Annotated in this window: 17 protein-coding genes and 1 pseudogene; 7 read left to right on the top strand and 11 right to left on the bottom strand. The window is 44.8% G+C overall.

What is annotated here, in order from left to right:
- Positions 1 to 34: 34 nt before the first annotated feature.
- Together HP401_RS30390 and HP401_RS30385 are read right to left on the bottom strand one after the other, a co-directional pair.
- Positions 35 to 1318, bottom strand: coding sequence for a glycoside hydrolase family 18 protein (locus HP401_RS30390; protein WP_173606043.1), 1284 nt, complete (start codon positions 1316 to 1318; stop codon positions 35 to 37).
- 64 nt (positions 1319 to 1382) lie between these two features.
- On the bottom strand, positions 1383 to 1700 hold the full coding sequence (locus HP401_RS30385; RefSeq protein WP_309145139.1) for a thioredoxin family protein: 318 nt from the start codon (positions 1698 to 1700) through the stop codon (positions 1383 to 1385).
- Between the two features lie 195 nt (positions 1701 to 1895).
- Between HP401_RS30385 and HP401_RS30380 the strand changes: the two genes are divergently transcribed.
- Positions 1896 to 3194 carry a DUF6080 domain-containing protein gene (locus HP401_RS30380; protein WP_173606041.1) on the top strand — a complete coding sequence of 433 codons (1299 nt, stop codon included), beginning with the start codon at positions 1896 to 1898 and terminating at the stop codon, positions 3192 to 3194.
- A 97-nt stretch (positions 3195 to 3291) separates the two neighbouring features.
- A complete protein-coding gene (locus HP401_RS30375; protein WP_173606040.1) occupies positions 3292 to 3921 on the top strand; it encodes a LysE family translocator in 630 nt (209 codons plus the stop codon).
- 94 nt (positions 3922 to 4015) lie between these two features.
- Here HP401_RS30375 and HP401_RS30370 read toward each other — a convergent pair whose 3' ends face one another.
- Together HP401_RS30370 and HP401_RS30365 are read right to left on the bottom strand one after the other, a co-directional pair.
- On the bottom strand, positions 4016 to 4906 hold the full coding sequence (locus tag HP401_RS30370; RefSeq protein ID WP_173606039.1) for an NAD(P)-dependent oxidoreductase: 891 nt from the start codon (positions 4904 to 4906) through the stop codon (positions 4016 to 4018).
- A gap of 26 nt (positions 4907 to 4932) precedes the next feature.
- The gene (locus HP401_RS30365; protein WP_173606038.1) at positions 4933 to 6408 is read right to left on the bottom strand and encodes an aldehyde dehydrogenase family protein; all 1476 of its coding nucleotides are present in this window, start codon (positions 6406 to 6408) and stop codon (positions 4933 to 4935) included.
- A 99-nt stretch (positions 6409 to 6507) separates the two neighbouring features.
- Between HP401_RS30365 and HP401_RS30360 the strand changes: the two genes are divergently transcribed.
- A complete protein-coding gene (locus tag HP401_RS30360) occupies positions 6508 to 8649 on the top strand; it encodes a helix-turn-helix domain-containing protein (protein ID WP_173606037.1) in 2142 nt (713 codons plus the stop codon).
- A 161-nt stretch (positions 8650 to 8810) separates the two neighbouring features.
- Here HP401_RS30360 and HP401_RS30355 read toward each other — a convergent pair whose 3' ends face one another.
- From HP401_RS30355 to HP401_RS30345, 3 genes and pseudogenes are all read right to left on the bottom strand, one after another.
- Complete coding sequence (locus tag HP401_RS30355) at positions 8811 to 9584, bottom strand: alpha/beta hydrolase (protein ID WP_173606036.1); 774 nt, start codon at positions 9582 to 9584, stop codon at positions 8811 to 8813.
- 111 nt (positions 9585 to 9695) lie between these two features.
- The gene (locus HP401_RS30350) at positions 9696 to 9911 is read right to left on the bottom strand and encodes a hypothetical protein (protein WP_254457117.1); all 216 of its coding nucleotides are present in this window, start codon (positions 9909 to 9911) and stop codon (positions 9696 to 9698) included.
- A 57-nt stretch (positions 9912 to 9968) separates the two neighbouring features.
- A pseudogene (locus tag HP401_RS30345) lies at positions 9969 to 10046 on the bottom strand (hypothetical protein); the annotation flags it as partial.
- 543 nt (positions 10047 to 10589) lie between these two features.
- Here HP401_RS30345 and HP401_RS30340 point away from each other — a divergent pair.
- On the top strand, positions 10590 to 11327 hold the full coding sequence (locus HP401_RS30340; RefSeq protein ID WP_173606035.1) for a MerR family transcriptional regulator: 738 nt from the start codon (positions 10590 to 10592) through the stop codon (positions 11325 to 11327).
- 82 nt (positions 11328 to 11409) lie between these two features.
- On the opposite strand, the gene HP401_RS30335 is transcribed toward HP401_RS30340, so the two are convergent.
- Entirely contained in the window at positions 11410 to 12429 is a 1020-nt protein-coding gene (locus tag HP401_RS30335; RefSeq protein WP_173606034.1) for a serine hydrolase domain-containing protein, read from the bottom strand.
- A gap of 27 nt (positions 12430 to 12456) precedes the next feature.
- Positions 12457 to 13281 (bottom strand): MerR family transcriptional regulator, encoded by an 825-nt coding sequence (locus HP401_RS30330; protein ID WP_173606033.1) that lies wholly within the window; start codon positions 13279 to 13281, stop codon positions 12457 to 12459.
- A 305-nt stretch (positions 13282 to 13586) separates the two neighbouring features.
- Between HP401_RS30330 and HP401_RS30325 the strand changes: the two genes are divergently transcribed.
- The 3 genes from HP401_RS30325 (at position 13587) to HP401_RS30315 (ending at position 16395) form a co-directional block, all read left to right on the top strand.
- Entirely contained in the window at positions 13587 to 14141 is a 555-nt protein-coding gene (locus HP401_RS30325) for a GNAT family N-acetyltransferase (RefSeq protein WP_173606032.1), read from the top strand.
- Between the two features lie 270 nt (positions 14142 to 14411).
- Complete coding sequence (locus tag HP401_RS30320; protein ID WP_173606031.1) at positions 14412 to 15923, top strand: MFS transporter; 1512 nt, start codon at positions 14412 to 14414, stop codon at positions 15921 to 15923.
- A 106-nt stretch (positions 15924 to 16029) separates the two neighbouring features.
- Positions 16030 to 16395 carry a winged helix-turn-helix transcriptional regulator gene (locus HP401_RS30315; protein ID WP_173606030.1) on the top strand — a complete coding sequence of 122 codons (366 nt, stop codon included), beginning with the start codon at positions 16030 to 16032 and terminating at the stop codon, positions 16393 to 16395.
- Between the two features lie 66 nt (positions 16396 to 16461).
- Here HP401_RS30315 and HP401_RS30310 read toward each other — a convergent pair whose 3' ends face one another.
- Together HP401_RS30310 and HP401_RS30305 are read right to left on the bottom strand one after the other, a co-directional pair.
- Complete coding sequence (locus HP401_RS30310; protein ID WP_173606029.1) at positions 16462 to 17025, bottom strand: NAD(P)H-dependent oxidoreductase; 564 nt, start codon at positions 17023 to 17025, stop codon at positions 16462 to 16464.
- A 177-nt stretch (positions 17026 to 17202) separates the two neighbouring features.
- The gene (locus HP401_RS30305; protein ID WP_309145138.1) at positions 17203 to 17679 is read right to left on the bottom strand and encodes a GNAT family N-acetyltransferase; all 477 of its coding nucleotides are present in this window, start codon (positions 17677 to 17679) and stop codon (positions 17203 to 17205) included.
- Between the last annotated feature and the right edge of the window lie 16 nt (positions 17680 to 17695).

The following is a 17695-nucleotide window of genomic DNA, read 5'->3' as shown; positions in this document are numbered from 1 at the left end:
GCGTACAACCCACGATGGAATGTACGCCAGATGACTATGCACGTTTACGGACGCGAAAGTTCTCCTCGATCAACAGCCAATTTTGCGGAAATGGCAAACCGAGTTTCCAGTAGCTGACGCCCCTCAAACCGAGTTGTTTAACCAGATTGAACTTGGCTTGAATCGACCGTGCATCCTCAAACCACACCTGATGTTGCTTTCCTTGATCATCGGTGTACGTAAAAAATGGAGCCTGCGCGCGATAATCATATCGAATGACGGCATTATGCCGCGCAGCCAGGGCAATTGCCGCTTGCGGACTCAGCGCTTTCGCTGTCGTTCCTCGCTCGTACGGTAAGGTCCAGTCGTATCCGTACAGATTTTGGCCCATCAAAATTTTATCAGCGGGTATTTCGGTAATGGCGTATTGCAAGACACGCCGCACCGGTCCAATCGGAGAAACTGCCATGGGAGGACCGCCACTATAGCCCCATTCATACGTCATAATCACGACAAAATCGGCAAGCGCTCCTATCGCCTTGTAATCATGGGCGGAATACCATTTACCTGCTTGCTCGGCACTCGTCTTCGGTGCGAGCGCAACAGACATCATCAACCCCGCTGCATGTATACGGCTCCTTGCTTTTCGCAAGAAGTTCGCGTACGCTTCTGCACCTGTTGTAGGCAAAGCTTCCAGATCAAAATGGATATCCCCCATTCCCAGCTCACGGGCGGTCGCGAGAATATTATCCAACAATTTGTTCTGGAGTTCTTGATCGTTCAAGATGAGTGCGCCCAATTCCGTACTGAACTGACCTTTTTCCAAATTCGTCACGACCATCATCAGGAGAACTTGGTTTTCTTTTGCGATTTCCGGAAAATTGCTCAGATTTGGTCGTTGGAGAGTTCCATCCCGTTTGATACGAAAGCTGAACGGTGCCAAATACGTAAGATGAGGGGCAGCCCTCCGAACATCCGCTTCCATCGCGGGTGGGACAGTGCGGCGCGGTTCCACATAGGCATTGAAATCAGCCGCTCGTCTAGGGCGAGGCGGGATATATAGCTTTTGCCCAACTTGTAGCGGTTTATAGGGAGAAATCCCATTGACACGAGCAAGCTCTGCTGCGCTGATATGGTTACGCTGACCGATGGTATACAACGTATCTCCTTGTTTGACCCAATAGTAGCTTCCTACAATCGGGATCACCATCGCCTGTCCGATTGCCAGTTTATTGGGATCTGGTAATTCATTCGCCTTATCGATCGCTTCCGGCGTTGTGCCGTACGTCTCGGCGATGCTTGCTAAGGTTTGTCCTTCTTCCACCACGTGGATTTGCATACGCCTCCTCCTTCGCATTTCTTCTCTCTTTGTCATATTCATAGCGAAGGGAATAGGTGTATGTCTAGGCCAAAGGTTTCAATACATCGTATAAAAATCCAACGGACTGGATGGCATAATGCCGTGCTACCAATTCGTTTCGTTGAAAAATAAGCAAGGCGGGTACGCTGGTCACTTGCCATTGTTCTGCCAATGCAGGCGCCGTATTAATGTTAATTTGATACAGAGGAACGGCAGGCAATGCTTCTTGCATGATGCCGAGCATACGTGCTGCGAGCTTGCAGGTCCCGCACATCGGTGTATAGACAAAAAGAGCGACCGACTCCTTTTCTTGCAGGTATTGGATCAGTTCTATGGAGGATAGTTCTTGCAAGTGGTTCACTCCTTTCAATCTCATCGGACATGTTCATTCATGCTAGACCCACTGATTGTAGCTGTCAACAGCGTGATGCACAGGCTTCGTAAAAAATGGATAGCCAATTGAATGTAAAATTTTGGTGCAGAATTCATTATTTTTGTATAATATAGCTAAAATTCGTTACGTTAATCTCAAAAATACGTTGAATGGTGGATTGGTATGCGTTTTTTCAGCTATTTGTTTCAAGATCGAAAAGATAATGTCAGAGCGTTCCTTCTATTTGCCTGTTTTTTCATGTTTTATTTGTCGATGAATGTGCCTTTTCTCACTTATATGAATCAAAACATCACTGTTCTCGCCCCGATCAGCCCTTTTTACGGCGTTCCATTTACGCTTAATCTGTTTAATTTTGACCCGACGCTGTACTATAGCTCTAACAACCCGACGGTGATCCATCCGTTTATCAATTTGATTTCTTTTCCTTTGGCTTATTTATCGGAATTTTTCAAGGAAAACTTCTTCTTCGCGGTGGTTCAATCGATCATGAACGCGCTCGGCGTTGTAATGGTTTACTACTACCTGCGCAAGGGATGGAATAGCTTCTATACCCCATTGCTTTTTGCCGTATTTTTCGGGACGGCCTCTTATCAAATTTTCACGGCAATGATTCCCGATTCCTATCCGTACGCGCAGTTCGTCATTCTATTATCGGTACTTTACACGCAGTACAGTCGTACGGAAAAGAAATTGGCTGTTTGGCCCAACGCTTCATTCGCCCTCGTCAACTTCGGTGTCACCTCGACGAACATCATTCCATTTATGAGCGTTTTGGCCGTCAATCTGTTTCACAAAGAAAAGACTGGCGTTTTTATGAAGCTGGTGCGGACTGCGTTGGTATTTCTCCTGTTGATCATTAGCTTTACGATTTTGCAGCATGTCATGTTCGGTCAATCCTGGTTTTCTACTTGGTACAAAGCGATTCATACCGGAGGGTTCATCTACACGGCTCCGTTCTCGTTTTTCGAGCATTGGAAAGCTCTATATATGCTCGTTATCAGTCCTGTACTAACCCCAGACATTGCGCTCATCGATCCAAAACCGGGGATGGTCGCATTCGCTACGAACCTCACGCTGCCGTATCCATGGTATGTGCATGTCATCGGCTTGACGCTGATCACTCTGGCTATACTCGGTTTCATCAAAGGGATTCGTACACAAGAAGCCTGGTCGCTCGCCGCTTATATCGGGTTTGCTTTCGTGCTGCACATTGTAATAGGGTTCGGACTCGCCACGTTTACATACGATTTGTACTTGTATGCCGGACATTACTTCTTCGCCTTTTTCCTGCTCGCTGCGAGGTTCATCATGCATCTGCGCCATGTGAAAGTAAAAAAGGCATTACTCGGTCTTATCCTATTGTTCGTCATTGTGACGTTGGGCAACAATGTCGTGAAGCACGATGAAGCATTGCATGTGATTGAACGGTCTTATGCACAAATGAATAAAGCGAGTAAGTAAATGAGAAGCTGCTTCATGAAAAAATGTTATCAAAAACTGAACGTGAGATATATAATAGTTTCTAACTTTGAGGAACCACGGAAAGAGGTCATGCAAATTGGTGAGTTTTGGTACTCTTATTGCCTTTCTATTTGTTTCGCTCGGCATGGTTTGTTCCCCTGGCCCTAACATGATTTACCTCATTTCCAGGACGATTTCACAAGGTCGCAGAGCTGGAGTCATCTCACTTCTTGGTGTCATACTTGGATTCGTGATTTACATGATCGCCACTATGCTCGGTCTCTCTGCTCTTTTCATAACGGTCCCGTTCGTTTACGAATCAGTCAAGTGGGTCGGAGCTGTCTACCTGCTTTGGCTCGCTTGGAATGCAGTAAAACCAGGTGCGACTTCCATTCTCAAGCCTGATTCTCTTTCTATTGAACCACCGAAAAAGTTATTTCTAATGGGATTGATGACAAATCTACTGAACCCCAAAATTGCTATTTTGTATGTTTCACTCTTACCTCAGTTTGTAGATCCTGCGAGGGGATCGGTGCTCCTGCAAAGCGCTACTTTAGGTATTACACAAATTGCCGTCAGCTTTACTGTTAACCTGCTTATTGTTCTTGTAGCAAGCAGAGTTGCTGTCTGGTTTGGTACACGACCAACATGGCTACGGGTACAGCGTTGGCTAATGGCAAGTGTCTTGACAGGTCTTGCTGCGAGTCTTGCTTTTGATCGCAGATAGTGGTTCATACTTCATTCAATAAGAGCCTGCATAAAAAAGTAGACTACAAGCAATCGTTGCCGTAGTCTACTTTCTCTTTCGTCAAACTCAACGCTTAACGCGCAATCGTTGTATGAGCCAGCTCTTCGGTCACGGTACAGACCGCACTCGAATCCCAGCTACCTTTGCCTTGTGCTTTGGCTGCCTCATACATTTGTGCAACCGTTCCTCCAACGAGTACAGGAACTTGCTGTTCACGTGCGGTTTGCGCATAGAGCTGCAAATCTTTGTGCATATGATCCAAGGAGAAGACTGTATTTTCATACGTACCGTACAAGATGTTAGGCCCAAAAACGGAGAGCACACGATTGTGGGCAGAGCCTTTATCCATGACTGCTGCCAGCTTGTGTGGATCAACGCCAGCTTTTGCTCCGACACTGAACGCCTCGCCCAACGCTGCTGTAATGACTGCAACGACAGAGTTGTGACAAAGCTTCGCCACTTGTGCAGCGCCGGATTCCCCCAAGTAAAAAATTTCCTTTCCAATCGCTCTGAGATAGTCCATGATTTCTGGAAGCTTTGTCTCATCACCGCCGACCATAATGGTCAACGTTCCGGTCGCAGAACCCGCGGGTCCTCCACTCACTGGACAATCATAATAGTAGATCCCTTTTTCTACGCCTTGCTGATTCAGACGTTTTGCTGTTGTAGGATCGATCGTACTGGTATCAAATACGAAACTGCCAGCCCCTAATGATAAGAAAAGTCCGTCCGCACCCAGCATGACTTCCTCAACAATCGCAGGACCTGGAAGCGAAGTGAAAACGACACGTGCTACGCTACCCACTGCCAGTGGAGACTCGACGACCGTCGCTCCTTTTTCCTTTGCCCAGGCTTTTGCTGCCGGACTTGGATCGTAGGCATACACGTGGTAGCCTTTTTGCAACAGATTGCAGACCATCCCTTTTCCCATTGCACCAATGCCGATCACACCAATCGCTTCCATCTTCGCTCCTCCTGCTTTCCCTATACTTATGGCCGAATATAAACCGTTTTTGTCTCGACGTAAAAATCGAGCGCTGATTCCCCTTGCTCTCTCGGACCCAATCCAGATATCTTTTTCCCGCCAAACGGAAACTGTGATTCAAAATGAGTCGACGGCAGATTGACATGCGTGACACCTGACTGAATCCCTTTGACAAACTGGAAAGCTTTTTGCAAATCGTTCGTAAAAATCGTAGAGGACAAGCCAAATTCCACCTGGTTAGCCACTTGCATAGCATGTTCGAAAGAATCCACATCGATCACGGCGATCACAGGGCCAAAAATTTCTTCGTTGGCAATCGTCATCTCTTGTGTGATGCCGGTAAACACCGTCGGCGCGACGAAATAGCCTTGGGCGAGATCACCATCTACCAGGCGCTTCCCTCCGCATTCCAGTACGCCGCCTTCTTCAATGCCCTTTTGTACATAATGGAGATACAAATTGAGCTGATGCTCGTCCACTACTGGACCATTATGATTGTCTGGATCGAAACCATTCCCGATTTTTAAGCCCTTCGCCCGCTCGATCAGTTTTGCTTTTACTTCTTCGGCTACTTCGGGAACAACCAATACGCGACTGGTCCCCGTACAACGTTGGCCATTATCGAAGAATCCGCTCAGTACGATGGAATCGACAGCGAGGTCAATATCGGCGTCCGCGAGAATGATCGCCGGATTTTTCCCGCCCATCTCCGCCTGAATCTTCCCTCCTCTAGCTCCAACTGCTCTCCCCAAGGCAAGTCCCACTTCAGACGAACCCGTAAATGAAATCCCTTTGACCAGTGGATGATTCGCTAATTCATCCCCGATTACTGCACCTGGTCCTGTTACCAAATTCACAACGCCACTTGGAACGCCACTTTCAATTAGGAGCTCTACTAGCTTTACACTAATCAAGGAGGTGTTGCTTGCTGGCTTGAACACCACTGTATTACCTGCGAGGATGGCTGGAACGATCTTCCACAAGCCAATCCCCAACGGAAAATTCCATGGAGCAATAATCGCGAAAACCCCGATTGGCTCTCGTACCGTGTAACCCACTACCCGTTCATCAAAGGAAGGGACCGTTTGACCTGTCAAGCGAGTCGCTTCTCCGGTCAACTGCTTCATGGAATTGATTGTCTTGGCAACCTCACCTCTCGCTTCCCGCAATGTTTTCCCTACTTCACGGGTGATCGTTTCTGCGAGCTCTTCTTTGTGTTTTTCCAATAAGTGAATGAGGGAGAACAAGAATTCTCCACGTGTGGGAGCCGATTTTTGTGACCATTCACCAAAAGCATCGGCAGCAGCTTCAATGGCAGAACGCGCATCTAGCCCGTCCGATTTTTGAAAATAACCGAGAACCTCATTCGTATTGGCAGGGTTCGTGCTAGGGAAAACCTGTCCAGTATGGCTCGTCACCCAAGCTCCGGCGATGTAGTTATTGTAAGTTGCTGTCAAATCGTCTCCCACCTTCCGCTTCATATAGGAGTATTGTATCTAGCGAAAATTATGAATACAATGTATATACAGACACTTATTTCCAGATACAAATGTGTATTTCTCTATATGGAGGACACGTGGATGAATTCTTTTTCGCTCCTGCTTGAAAAGCTGCATGAATGGTTTGGTGATCAGCCTTCTTCTATCTGGTTCCAATTTTCGCGTGATCGACATTTTCGGCTTGTTTTCTCCTCTTTTCACGAAAACGCTACCACAATTATTCCCCCTATGACTGTACCTCACAGTGATAGCGATGCGAACGATAAGCGTTATACCTATGAGTCCCTTCCCTCCCAACAAATGTACCGTTTTTTCTACGAAAACGAAGGACAAGCTGTTATCTGCCTAGCACAAGCACATAAAGCAAACCAACCGGTCATCCTAACCGCTGACCAATGGGACCTATTGTGGTTCGGGATTCGTCTGTTGTTGGCAGAAGAAAAAATGACTGCCAAAGCGGAGGAAAGCAAGAAGCTTTTTGAAGGGATTCGTTCCATATCTGCTACTCTCGACGTTGACCAAATCATTCGTGGAATCATTGGTAATGCACTGGCTGTTATCCCGGCTGCAGACGCAGGCCTCCTGCACTTGTATGATCCCTCTATCGACCGATTGATTCCGAAAGCGACTGTCGGTTTTTATGATACCGTGTTCAAAGACCTCAAAATGCGAGTAGGAGAATCCATCGCGGGCAAAGTGTTCGAGGACGGAATCCCACGTATGTACAAAACCAGCCAAGAAACAGCCCATGCAATGAAGGATATCTCTGCTGATAACTTTCATTCTCTGAACCACGCAAAAGCATTGCAAGACTTGAATGGGTTGTTATGTGTTCCAATATCACGAGGAGAAAAGCGTATTGGTGTAGTTGTCCTGCATCAGTTTCATCAAGAAAATGTGTTTACGGAATACGACCTTGACCTCCTCCAAGGCTTCGCAGACCAAACTTCCATCGCCCTGCAAAATGCCGAGCTCTATGCGGAAGTCAAACAGGCGTATGAGCATATGGCTGCCATTAGCGCGCAATTGCAAGCCAAGCACGATGATTTGATTCAACGCAACCATATCCATGAATCCATCAAGCAGTTGTCCCTGCAAAATAAAGACGCGGAAACAATCATAAAAACCCTCAGCAAAATGACCGGACATCCCATCTATTTTGCCGATTGGCTTGAGCAAAAAATGTATCCTGAAAAGAGTGGTTTATTTTTTAGCTGGGATGAACTGTATACATTGCTGAACAAAAGAAGACAGCCCGTTTCCGTCAACCTGTTCTCGCCCGCTTCTGGTGACGATCAACGGTTCTGTCTGTATCCACTAATCAATGGAAGCATCTTTCTCGGATGTCTCATGCTTCCCGTAGACGAACGCGGGCTATCTGATCTCACACGTATGACGGTCGAACAAGGGAGCGCTGTGCTCATACTCGATTTGGTGAAAAAGCAATCGATCAGCTCCGTGCTGTACAAGCGTGCACACGATCTTTTTCAAGAATTGATCGCAAGCAAAGGCAATGAACTGTTTGACCGCGCCCATTCGATGGGGTTACAGCCACAAGCAAAATACTACGTGATCTATGCCCATCTGACGCAGTGCCACGACCTGGCATTGCTAGAAGCAAACATTCACCGGCTCATTACCCGTTGCAAATGGGCGTTCAACAAAACACAAATGTTTGTCTACGGATTCCATAACCATGTCACCCTCCTCATCCGGACTCTCGGCTCCCGAGATGGAAAAGACATCCGGGAGAGGCTGCAACAGGCGTACGATGAGTGGGAACTTGGCAAGGAAGCATCGTTATCCATTGGCGTGGGAAGTATGGCAAGCGGGATTGAGCAAATCAGCAAAAGCTACGAAGAAGCCAAGAAAGCCGCTCTCTACCTGACCAACCGCAGCCGTTCTGGAGTGGTTCACTATAAAGACCTGGGTGTCAATCGCCTCATGCTGAACCAGAGTCAAGCCGATATTGATGCATTCATTCATGATGTCTTTGCCCCCCTCTGGCAAGACCCGGAAAAATATGAGGAATGGGAACAGTCGATCATCACGTATATGAAATGCAGTCAATCCCCTCAACTGACTGCCAAAGAGCTGCACATACACGTCAATACGCTGTATCAGCGTTTGCGCAAAGTAGAGGAGCTTCTTCATATCGATTTGCGAAATCCGGAAGACTTGCTAAAATTACAGCTCGCTTGTCATTTGCGCCAGGAAGGATAAATCGAAAAAGGCAGGAGTAGCTTCGGACGGGAAACTGAGCTACCACTGCCTTTTTTCTTTACAAACGATTTTTTCGCGTGTTCGATGTGTTGTTTACCATAATTTTATTATGTAAACTATCTCTTTATGGCTTTTCTATTTGATGAGAATAACACTTCAAATTATTTCAAAACTTTCTTTAATGCTTTTTGTAGCGCTTCATTGAAAAAATACCAGTCATGATTGCCAGACCATTCTTCATACTCAATGGTAAAGTTAAGATTCTGCATTTCATTGTAGAATCTTACGTTGATATCACGCATAAAATCTTCCGTTCCACATGCCATATATATTTCAGGTCTGACTGACTGATCTTTGATCTTGTTAGCTAAGTCCAATATCTCATGCTCATCACTCCACTCCAAGTTACCTCCTAAAATCCCTTGAAAATCCTTGAGCATCTGTTCTCCATAAACCATTCTAAATTTTTCAATCTCTCCATTCTCATCTAAATCCTCCTTCAAAAATAAGCATGGTGATGAAAATGCACAACAATAACCATATTGCTCTGGTTTTGACAATGCACATTTCAAAGCTCCATATCCTCCCATTGAATCACCAATAATGATCGTATCCTCTCTTTCTGAAGATATGTTAAAGACACTTTTGCATATCATTGGCAATTCTTCGGAAATATAACTAAAATATTTAAAGCCAAATTTCATATCCGAACAAAAACTCCTCGAAATTTCCGGCATGACAAATATTGCATGATAGTCATTTGCATAAACAGGCAACATCGTATAATTTGCCCAATCACCATTACCTCCGCAAAGACCGTGAAGCAGATATACCACTTGATAATTTTGCTCCATATTAAATTTGTTTGGAATAATAACCGTTATTCCGGTTTCAATTTCTAGCATACTAGAAAAAACACTACCTCTTAATATCATTTCTTTGCCTCCGTGTATTCTTCTGGATTATGATTTTTCTTACATTACTTATAATACCGACACATAAAACTAAGTCATCAACCAGCATTTCAAATGGTGGTTTGATTCCAGCTACTTCTCTGCCTTTGAAGGAAAAAGAAATAGCTTACCGTTCAAGTAGTTTTTGACCATAGATATTGCATAGGGCTGTTCTTTTTTTAGTCCCTCGGTTTCCCTGGGGTCAGAAGCATGATGACTATAATTTTCAATCATGACCATCACCGCAAAGCTCTCTAGTTTGGGGAGCCAGTCCCCTTCTAGTTTCCGCAAACTCTCGTAGCCTTTCATAACTAGCTCTCTTTGTGCAGGAAATAAACCCAAAATGGTATGGGCGATATCATAAAGATAGTAACCAAACCCACATCTTCCAAAATCAATCGGACGAGGATCTCCGTTGTGAAAAACAATGTTTCCTTGGTGCAAATCGCCGTGAATGATTCCAGAATGGCTGCTATTCTTGTCCAATTTAGCAAGACAAGTATGACAGATACGAAAACACAGTCACCATTCGCTAGATCGATGCTCACTGTCTTGGAACCATAGCGGCATTCTATCCCCGTTGGAATCTCTAGCTCTATTTTTTCATGCAAATAGCTGAGCCAAGCAAGCTCGGAATCTATTTCGTTTCTGTTCTTGTTAGCGTGAATGCGGAGTAAATAATCCCCATCCTTCTCAGTTTCTATGACAAATGTGCAAGTGTCGGACAGTTGGTTAAATCGAATGTGCTCCCCATCCAAGTCGTATTCTTTCAGCGCCTTTTGTGCGATTTGCTGCGACTGGGCCACTACCTTCTCCATGTCATCTTCAGAATTCAACTGAAATAGCTTCGTCATGCGAATCCCCCACCCAATAAACGGATCATACAATTACATTCGTTTGTTTTCGGCCGTACTCCTTTTTTCATTTTTTTCGCTTGACTCCAACCTAAGGTCGGACTGCAAACTCAACTTCAGGAGGTGAATCGCCATGTTGTATACCGTTAACGATGTAGCCAAACTGTCTGGTACCACAATCAAGACACTGTATCACTATCAAAAAATTGGTTTGCTGATGCCAGAAATCGTTACAGAAAATGGGTACCGCTATTACGGTGAGAATGAGCTCAAGCGGTTACAACAAATCTTGTTTTATCGTGAGCTAGATTTTTCATTGGACAGCATTAAAGCTGCACTTGATCACGAACCTGACAGACTTCGGTGCTTATGTGAGCAGCAAGCGATGTTAAAGGCACGCCAGCTACGATTGGAGCGCATCTTGAATACGCTCGAAGAAACAATTCGACACGAGAGGAAGCGAGGAAAAATGTCCACGGAAAACATGTTTGATGGATTGAACGAAGAAGAATGGAAGCGGGCATTCACTCAACAAAATGAGCATTTGCAGAAAGCGTATGATTTTCAATTGGATACAGAGAATCTGGACGTGGCTTCCTTGAATGAAAAAGCTGCCGAAGCGAAGGCTTTCATGACGTTTATGGCCGATGCGCTGAAAAACAACAAAAGTGTCGACGATGACAGTGTGGTTTCTGCGATCGAAAACCATCTTGCTTTTTTACAAAAAGACCATCCGATTGATGCGCGAACATTTGCCGAGCAGTCAAGATTTTTCCTATCAGATGAGTTCCACCGCGCGATGTTGGAAGAGCAGCAAACGGGTTTAAGCTACTACCTTTGCATGGCTGCCGAAAATTACGCTTTTAAGTAAAATGTAGTTAAACGACCGTTTAACAAATAAACCGGGTGAGCGGCAACTCCCCGGTTCATTGCTTCCATTCCTATCTGCTGCCTTAGATTACCGCCTCGATAATATGCTCCTTGATCAGCGTCCATCGATCACGAGAATTCGGCATGAATTCTGATGCAATGGCTACGACGAGGTTTTTTTCTGGGATGCAACAGATCATATTTCCGCCATCGCCCCGTGCAGCGAATGAAAAAACACCGTCCTCTTCACGTAACCACCATAGATACCCGTAGTGTTTGAGATTCATCGCGATTGAATCATCTATCCAAGCTACTGGAATGATCTGATGATTACCCCAACAGCCACGATTCAGATAGAGCAAGCCAATACATGCCATATCACGGGGAGTTAACGTGAGCCCCCACCCTCCTGTGGAGTTGTTGTCAGGATCTTTTACCCACCCTCTCACATCTTTCCCGAATAAATCTTCAAACCCAAACGCTTTCATTTCATAATCAGGGATTTCTTCTATGCCGATGGGTTTAAACAAGTGTTCGTTGGCAAATTCCCGGGCACTTTTTCCTGTGCTGCGTGTGAGGATGGCTGAAAGCAGATGCGCCCCAGCGGTCGAATACTTAAACGCGCCAATCCTTCCCTTTTGCCCGAGCATATCCAGAGTATATGTTATCCAATCGGACTGCATACACATCTTATCCAGTGGTTCGAGCCAGTCCTCAAAAGGATAGGGGGCTGTCATCGTTAGAAGATGGCGTATGGTAATTGATTGTTTTTGCGTATCCGTATGACCGGGTGCATAGTCTGGGAAAAAATCCAGCACCTTTTGGTCAACATGTTTGATAAACCTTTTCTGTATGGCAATTCCGATGAGAGCAGATAGAATACTTTTCGTTACAGACGCTACATGATGTCTATCTTTCGGTCCATAGCCATGATAGTACCTTTCATGGACGATATAACCATTTCTTACAAGAATGATCCCGCTTATGTTGCTGTACGAGGCTTCAATGATAGGGTCTAGCTCTGCTAGTTTTTCAGCGTCTACGTTCAAGAGGGCCGGGTCAACTGCTTGCCATTTTGTTGGGGACCAATCGTTTCTTTGCATGATAATTCCCTCCTCCACAAGAGAATGTCATTTTTTTCTAACCGGAAAATACACTCCCGTAACAAGCTCCTCAGGAACGTTGGCATGATCGGGTTCGGTTACATAGACTTCGTAGGGTGATCTCACCAATTCATAGCCTTCCTTTTCTACCCATTCCCTCAGCCTGGCGTATACCGATGTCAATTCTGAGTAAGGCCCCTTACATACAGACTTTGCACAAAGTCCCCCTGGCAAATCTCTTGTTCCCATTACAGCCTCCGCGACCGGGAGTGCAAACTCGGTATCATTTCCGGCGGGATTGAATTCCGGGCTGTGATAAATCGTTATTGGCGTACCGAGCAAGGTGAGCTTTTCAGTCGCAATTCTTTTATACAGCTTACTAAAGTACTTTCTATATCCTGTTGCATAATCATCACTCGTCATCACCTGACGCAACGAAAGAATATGGATGGGCTGGGTCTCCACAAGCTGTACTTCTATGTTGTCAAGGTATGCCATCATGGGGATCCCCTGCTCCATTTTCAAAAGATCATGGTTCAGTTGTTTGATGGTGTAGTCCAACGCGTTTCGTTTTTCATACATTTCCCTTTGCTTGCGAAGAAGCACGGTAACAAGCTTCTCTTCCGATTGATCTTCTTCCCTTTCCAGAACGACTTTTATTTCGTCCAGCGAAAAATGATACGATTTCAAACGATTGATGAAGAGCATCTTCTTCAGTTGCTTGATGGAATAATACCGATAACCATTTTCAGGATGAATCTCGTCCGGGGTCAATAGTCCGATTTCAGCATAATAGCGAAGCGTTTTAGTTGTCACTCCGCATATTTTTGAAAACTCTCCGATTGATAGCACAGGCTCACCTCCATTCTTCAATCGATATCGATATCGATATCCTACTTATACCCCTTCCCCTAAGGGCAAAGTCAACTGCAAGAGCCGTTTTTCAGCAATCGGCCATCATGTGAGATGAATATGATCATTCCCGAATGAAAAGCTGTAGCACCTACTGAGCAATCATTGTACAATTATTGAGAGAATCTTACATACAAAATAATACGAGGAGGTTCTGCAAATGGCGGAGCAATATGTATTCCGTTAAGTCCGCGGTCCCCCTTTCTATCCCTATTCTCACCTTATAAATACAGAGGAGGACGAATATGGATATTTTCATTAGAGAACTGCGGGCTGGCGACGAAGAATGTGGTGCAAACATTGATGGGAGCTTTATCGTAGACTCTACCCTTGTCTTGCAACTCATCGGACAGCAAATCGGATATACGGTGAAGGAGAGACCCCTTAGAACGAAAAGCTACGATGATGAACAGCTTGAAGAAGATACGATTGAGGATTATTCCAACTATATCGGCAATCCCCATCAAATCATTTATATAGCGCTCGTAAACAATCAAGTTGTGGGCCAAATTGTTTTGAAAAGAAATTGGAACAAATTTGCCTATGTGGAAGATATCAAAGTTGATAAGCAATATAGAGGATACGGTCTCGGTAAAAAACTAATCGAACAAGCTAAACGCTGGGCGAAGGATGGCGGTATGGCGGGAATCATGCTGGAGACACAAAGTAATAATGTCCGCGCATGTAAATTTTACGAAAGTTGTGGTTTTGTCATCGGAGGTTTCGATTCCTACGTCTACAGAGGTCTAGATAAAGATAGTGATGAGATTGCAATTTATTGGTATCTCATGCTTGATTAAAGAAGGCCATTCCGTGGCAGATTCCGGATTTCGAAGTCGATAAATACAGAGAAGAGCGAAATGGTTTTCTGGAGTTGTCGCACCGCGACAGCTCCTTTTGCTTTTTCGCCGATAGCCCCTCTTCTAGCAAATTGGTACGCGTGGCTTGTAACGAGGTAAAGTTTTATTTGCAATTGTTCTTTCCCTATTTCTTGGCAACGAAAGCATAAATAATAGTCTTGTAGCGAAGTTTGCTAAATCAATAGAAAAAGAGATAGGAGTTCGCTTTTTATGTCACGATCCGAAAAACGTAACCGTTTCATTATGCTTGCAATGGCACTTGGCTTACTGATGTCATCCCTCGACAATACCATTACCTCAGCGGCCATTAGTCACATTATTAAAGATATCGGTGGCTTTGAAAGCATGAGCTGGGTTTTCACTTCGTACGTATTAGCCGCAACCAGTACGATGCTCATCTTCGGAAAAATGTCCGATCTTTTTGGACGCAAGTTGTTTTACTTACTTGGCATCACGATTTTTCTCATTGGCTCGGCACTTTGTGGCGTTGCCCAAAGCATCGAACAGCTAATTGCTTTCCGTGCCCTTCAAGGAATTGGTTCAGGGGCTCTCTTTCCGATCACTTTCACAATCCTATTTACGCTATCCTCTGATCCGAAATATACGGCACGAATCTCTGGCGTGTTTGCCGGAATCTTTGGGCTCTCTTCTATCGCCGGACCTCAAGTCGGGACCTTGCTCTCTGATTACTTGGGGTGGCGTTGGTGCTTTTATGTCAATGTTCCGATCGGTTTGTTATCTCTCTTAACGCTTCTGTTTTCCTTGAAAGAATCTCGTTCTCAATCAAAGCCAAAGATTGACTATTTGGGGACTGTTACATTAATCGTCTCCTGTATAGCTGTCATGCTGGCGCTTGAATGGGGAGGAAAAGCATATGAGTGGTCATCGTGGCAAATCATCTCACTATTTGCCCTGGCCATAATCGTAGGGATTGCTTTTATTCTGGTAGAACGTCATGCACAGGAACCGATCCTCCCTTTCCAGATTTTCAAAAACCGTATGGTGGTCGCAACTTGTATCGCCTGTCTTTCTCAAGGTGCCATCATGTTTGCTGCCATCACTTATTTGCCTATTTTCGCTGTGGTCGTACTCGGGTATCCGAACTCCAATAGTGTTTTGACTCCGTTGATGCTCTCTTTGACGGGAGGTGCCGTGGTATTCGGAATGTTGCAAACAAAATTTTCCTTCCGATCTCTCATGGCGTTCTCTATGCTCGCTAGTGTAGTAAGTTCTATTTTGCTCATGTACGTTTCAACGGGCATTTCCTTCTTTTTCTTAACACTCTTGATGATTCTGTTCGGGTTTGCTGCAATCGGGCCGTTAATGAGCGTTGCACAAAACGCGATCGTCTATTCGGTCGATAAACCATATATCGGTATTTCTTCCTCGATCGTTGGGTTTTGTCGAAACATGGGAGGCGTACTCGGTGCATCGATCACGGCTGCTGTTGTGAACCAAAATTATGCGAGTATCGTATCCACTGGGGCGTCATTACATGGCATTTCCTTGGAGAAAGTAGCTGATCTGCTTAATCCTGAAGTTCTCATGCGTGAGCCATTAAAAATCGAGCCGAGTGTTCATTCTTTTTTGAGTGACTCTCTAGGTACTGCCATCAATCATGGTTATATCGTGGGATTGATTTTCGCCGTTATTGGTTTCTTTTCCGTACTATACGCAGGCCCTGGCAAGCTTGAGCGCCATCAAAAGAGCGTCGAATCATAAAGGTCCACGGGTTTCTTGCTCCGCATCACTTTCCAAAAATGGCAGTATGATGTATGGTAAAGTATATGCATTTATAAACTATACTTCCCAAAGGAGAGTGTGATTCGTGCGTGAAACCTGTGTTCCGACTAGTGTGGAACTGAAAGATACTGGTTTTGGTTATACGTTGTCTTTAATCGGCGGTAAATATAAAATGATCATTTTGTATTGGCTCGCTGAAAAGAAGGTGATGCGTCATAATGAGCTAAAGCGAAGTATCGGTACCATTTCTTTTAAAACGCTGAGCCTGATGTTAAAAGAGCTCGAGGCAGATGATTTGATCATCCGCAAGGAATTTCCCCAAGTCCCTCCCAAAGTGGAATATTCCTTAACAGAACGTGGTCTTTCTCTCATCCCTTTATTAAATATGATGTGCGACTGGGGAGAGAAAAACAGCTTGCAGCCTCAGGAGGATGTAAAGAAACAGGCATAACGATCGTTTCTAACAAGAAAAGAAGTATCTCCCAACCGCGGAAATACTTCTTTTTCTTTGGGCTTCTTACAGGTTATCGATGAATTTCACATAATCTTGCGCGCTCTTATCCAATACGCTACCAGTCGGCTCAAGTTCTTGACCAGGTACATTTTCCCCTGACTCAGTCTCCGCACCATAATACGCAAAGAATGAGCGATAATCCGCATGGCAGTAGCGGAAGGTTGTTTCAAAAGGGGTCAATATTTGCTCAAGCGTATACCGATACCTTCCCTCTTCCTGATAATCCTCCTTCCTAATTCCCGCTGATACCGCTAATGCAGCTTTGCGATTCTTTAATTTATCGCCTCCTTTTGAACCGTACGCCCACCCGTATGCGAAAACATCGTCGAGCCATTTTTTCAGGAGAGGCGGACAATTAAACCAGTAAACCGGGAACTGTAATACTAGATGTCCATGCGATTCAACCAATTGTTGTTCTTTTTCCACATCAATGTTTCCATCCGGGTAAACCTTATGCAATTCGTGTACGGTATACTTTTCTGGATATTTTTTGAGTTCTTCTACCCATCGCTTATTGATGACGGATGTTTCGATGTTTGGATGTGTGACGATTACAAGCGTTTTCAATGTAAGGTCCTCCTTGAAGTTTGTTGTTTTATGAGTATAAAATGCTTGCTGCAAATTTGTAAGTACGCACATTTTGTTCAGTTACTTACATAAAGGTGAGTGTAAAAAACAGAAAAAAGCCTCCCCGCGACCTAATGATTCTAGGTTGGTATCGTGGGAGACCATTTTGCAAATGGGTTATTTGAGTTGTTTCTCCATGTACAGCGTGCCTTCAATCGGATTGAAACGGTAGGGCTCAATTGGATAGAATTCCAACGAGCGGTAAAGCTGAATCGCTTGTTCCATCGTAGGAAGCGTATCTAATCGGATGAATGAATAGCCTCGAAATTTCGCTTCGTCTATGATCGCCAAGGCTAATTTTTTCCCTACTCCTCTCCCCTTCCATTCAGGCTTCACGTACAATCTCTTCATTTCGCAGACTTGTTCATCTATTTTCCGTAAGGCAACACATCCTGCGGGCTGTTCGTTATCTAATGCCAACAAAATACAACCGTCTGGTGGTGCGTATTCGCCGGGTATATTTTGCAATTCGATGGCAATGTTTTGAAAGCTCAAATCAACTCCTAATGAATCTACATATTCCAAAAAAAGTTCACGTGCTTGTTCGTATTCATCATCCTCCGTTGCATGAATCAAACGCAGCAATCCAAACACCTCCACATCCCGTCGT

It is taken from the genome of Brevibacillus sp. HB2.2, from assembly GCF_013284275.1.
In the GTDB taxonomy this organism is placed as follows: Bacteria; Bacillota; Bacilli; order Brevibacillales; family Brevibacillaceae; genus Brevibacillus; species Brevibacillus brevis_D.
The sequence above is the reverse complement of the archived record's forward strand: the minus strand, read 5'-3'. Positions and strand labels throughout refer to the sequence as shown.

Coding starts and splice junctions, on each gene's coding strand:
- HP401_RS30350 (WP_254457117.1), bottom strand. CDS start 9,911: ATGAAAGGCTACGAGAGTTTGCGGAAACTAGAAGGGGACTGGCTCCCC.
- HP401_RS30335 (WP_173606034.1), bottom strand. CDS start 12,429: ATGCAAAGAAACGATTGGTCCCCAACAAAATGGCAAGCAGTTGACCCG.
- HP401_RS30340 (WP_173606035.1), top strand. CDS start 10,590: ATGTTGTATACCGTTAACGATGTAGCCAAACTGTCTGGTACCACAATC.
- HP401_RS30355 (WP_173606036.1), bottom strand. CDS start 9,584: ATGATATTAAGAGGTAGTGTTTTTTCTAGTATGCTAGAAATTGAAACC.
- HP401_RS30325 (WP_173606032.1), top strand. CDS start 13,587: ATGGATATTTTCATTAGAGAACTGCGGGCTGGCGACGAAGAATGTGGT.
- HP401_RS30365 (WP_173606038.1), bottom strand. CDS start 6,408: ATGAAGCGGAAGGTGGGAGACGATTTGACAGCAACTTACAATAACTAC.
- HP401_RS30390 (WP_173606043.1), bottom strand. CDS start 1,318: ATGCAAATCCACGTGGTGGAAGAAGGACAAACCTTAGCAAGCATCGCC.
- HP401_RS30320 (WP_173606031.1), top strand. CDS start 14,412: ATGTCACGATCCGAAAAACGTAACCGTTTCATTATGCTTGCAATGGCA.
- HP401_RS30360 (WP_173606037.1), top strand. CDS start 6,508: ATGAATTCTTTTTCGCTCCTGCTTGAAAAGCTGCATGAATGGTTTGGT.
- HP401_RS30380 (WP_173606041.1), top strand. CDS start 1,896: ATGCGTTTTTTCAGCTATTTGTTTCAAGATCGAAAAGATAATGTCAGA.
- HP401_RS30370 (WP_173606039.1), bottom strand. CDS start 4,906: ATGGAAGCGATTGGTGTGATCGGCATTGGTGCAATGGGAAAAGGGATG.